The sequence below is a fragment of the Thioalkalivibrio denitrificans genome, assembly GCF_002000365.1.
Taxonomy (GTDB): domain Bacteria; phylum Pseudomonadota; class Gammaproteobacteria; order Ectothiorhodospirales; family Ectothiorhodospiraceae; genus Thioalkalivibrio_A; species Thioalkalivibrio_A denitrificans.
The window spans coordinates 749-2,778 of the sequence record NZ_MVBK01000154.1 but is presented as its reverse complement, the minus strand read 5'-3'; the positions used below and the strand labels follow the sequence as shown (position 1 = coordinate 2,778).

The 2,030-nt window shown below is 65.0% G+C and carries 1 protein-coding gene; it reads left to right on the top strand.

Features of this window, described 5'->3' with window-relative positions; translation table 11 throughout:
* Nucleotides 1-662 precede the first annotated feature (662 nt).
* A complete protein-coding gene (gene argA / locus B1C78_RS17130) occupies nt 663-2,000 on the top strand; it encodes an amino-acid N-acetyltransferase (protein WP_077280366.1) in 1,338 nt (445 codons plus the stop codon).
* The last annotated feature ends 30 nt before the right edge of the window (nt 2,001-2,030 follow it).

Below are 2,030 nucleotides of genomic sequence, written 5' to 3'. Positions count from 1 at the left end.
GGGGGGTCGATCGACAGGCCATCCGTGGCCTGACGATCGACGCGCCGCATCCGTGCGGCGCCCCTGACGGGCTTTTTCCCCGCAACACCCCCGTGCTCGGCGAGCCATACGGGGAAAGATCAAGACCCCTTCGATCAGCATGAACGGGGTACTGGGTTTCGGGGCCTCGGGTTTCCCTGTAGGAGGCCGGCCCTCCGGCCGAACCAGGGAGGCACCGTAGCCTTCCTAGAACTCCAAAACTGACATCGCCTCAATGTTTCTCGAAGCGGTGTTGACCTTCTCCCCTATGGCGCACCGAGTAGCGCAGGCTTCGAGGGAAAAAGCCCGAAGGGGCGCCGCAGGGATGCGGCGCGTCGGCGCTCAGGCCATGGATGGCCTGTGTGCCGACCCCCTCGAAGCCGAGCAACGCAGGGGACCCCCGAAGGGGGTGCGACATCGGGGTGTCGTTCTTTTGGTTACTTTTCTTGGACAAGCAAGAAAAGTAACTCGGGCCGGCGATAGCCGGATCGAAACGCCTTTGACTTTGAACACCCCGAATGCAACAACGTCTCTTGCCCATACAATGGCCAGATTTATGTAACCACACACCACGACCCGCTGACGCGAGCATCCCCCTTCCGGTATGCTCGGCCCTGAAACGCCAGCACCGGGACAGCATCCAGATGAAGAAGAACAACCGGCCCGAACTCTCGCAGATCAACTGGTTCCGCAACGCCGCCCCGTACATCAACGCACACCGGGGGCGCACCTTCGTCATCGCCTTCGGCGGTGAGGCGGTGCAGGACGCCGGCTTTGCGCAACTCATCCACGATCTGGCCATGCTGCAAAGCCTCGGCGTGCGGCTTGTGCTGGTGCATGGTGCACGTCCGCAGATCGAGCAGCGGCTGCGCGCCCGGGGTCTGGCATTCCGCTACGAGGCCGGCCTGCGCGTGACGGACGCCGACGCACTGGCTGCGGTCAAGGAGGCTGGTGGATGCCTGCGCGTGGAGATCGAGGCGCTGTTGTCCATGGGGCTGGCCAACACGCCCATGAGCGGTGCGCGCATTCGGGTGGCCTCCGGCAATCACGTCATCGCCAAGCCGCTTGGCGTGCGCGACGGCGTGGATTACCAGCACACGGGCGAGGTGCGGCGCATCGATGCCGAAGGCATACGGCGCCGGCTGGAAAGCGGCGAAACGGTGCTGCTCTCGCCGCTGGGCTACTCACCTACCGGCGAGGTGTTCAATCTGAGCGCAGAGGACGTGGCCACGGCCACGGCCATCGCGCTGAAGGCGGACAAGCTCATCTTCCTGACCGAGACGCCCGGTCCACGGGACGGCCGGCGGCGCCGCGTGAGCCAGTTGAGCGTGGAGCAGGCACAGGTGTGGCTGGGCGGCCGGCGCAAGCTGGACCCGGAAACCGCGCAGCATCTCAAGAGCGCGGTGCACGCCTGCCGCCAGGGCGTTGCGCGCGTACATCTGGTGGAGCGCAACGTGGACGGGGCGCTGCTTCTTGAACTCTATACCCGGGACGGCGTCGGCACCCTGATCACGGGTGAGACCTACGAGCGCATGCGCCGCGCATCCATCGACGACGTGGGCGGCATTCTGGAACTGATCCAGCCGCTGGAAGCAGAGGGCATCCTGGTGCGCCGTTCCCGGGAGCAGCTGGAACTGGAGATCGACCGCTTCAGCGTCATCGAGCGTGACGGGATCGTGCTCGGTTGCGCGGCCTTCTATCCCTTTCCGGCGGAGTCGGTGGGCGAACTGGCCTGTCTGGCCATCCATCCGGAGTATCGCACGGCGGGGCGAGGCGACCGTCTGCTGGAGTTCGTCGAGGCGGAAGCCGCAGCACTGGGCATCGCGCGCTTGTTCGTCCTGACCACACGGACCGCCCACTGGTTCAGGGAACGCGGATTCGAGCCCGGCGACATCCGCAACCTGCCGTTGCGCAAGCGGGAGCTGTACAACTACCAGCGCAACTCGAAGATCTTCATCAAGGAATTGGGGGTGAGGGGCTGATTGGTCAGTTGTCCGTTGTCCGTTGTCAGT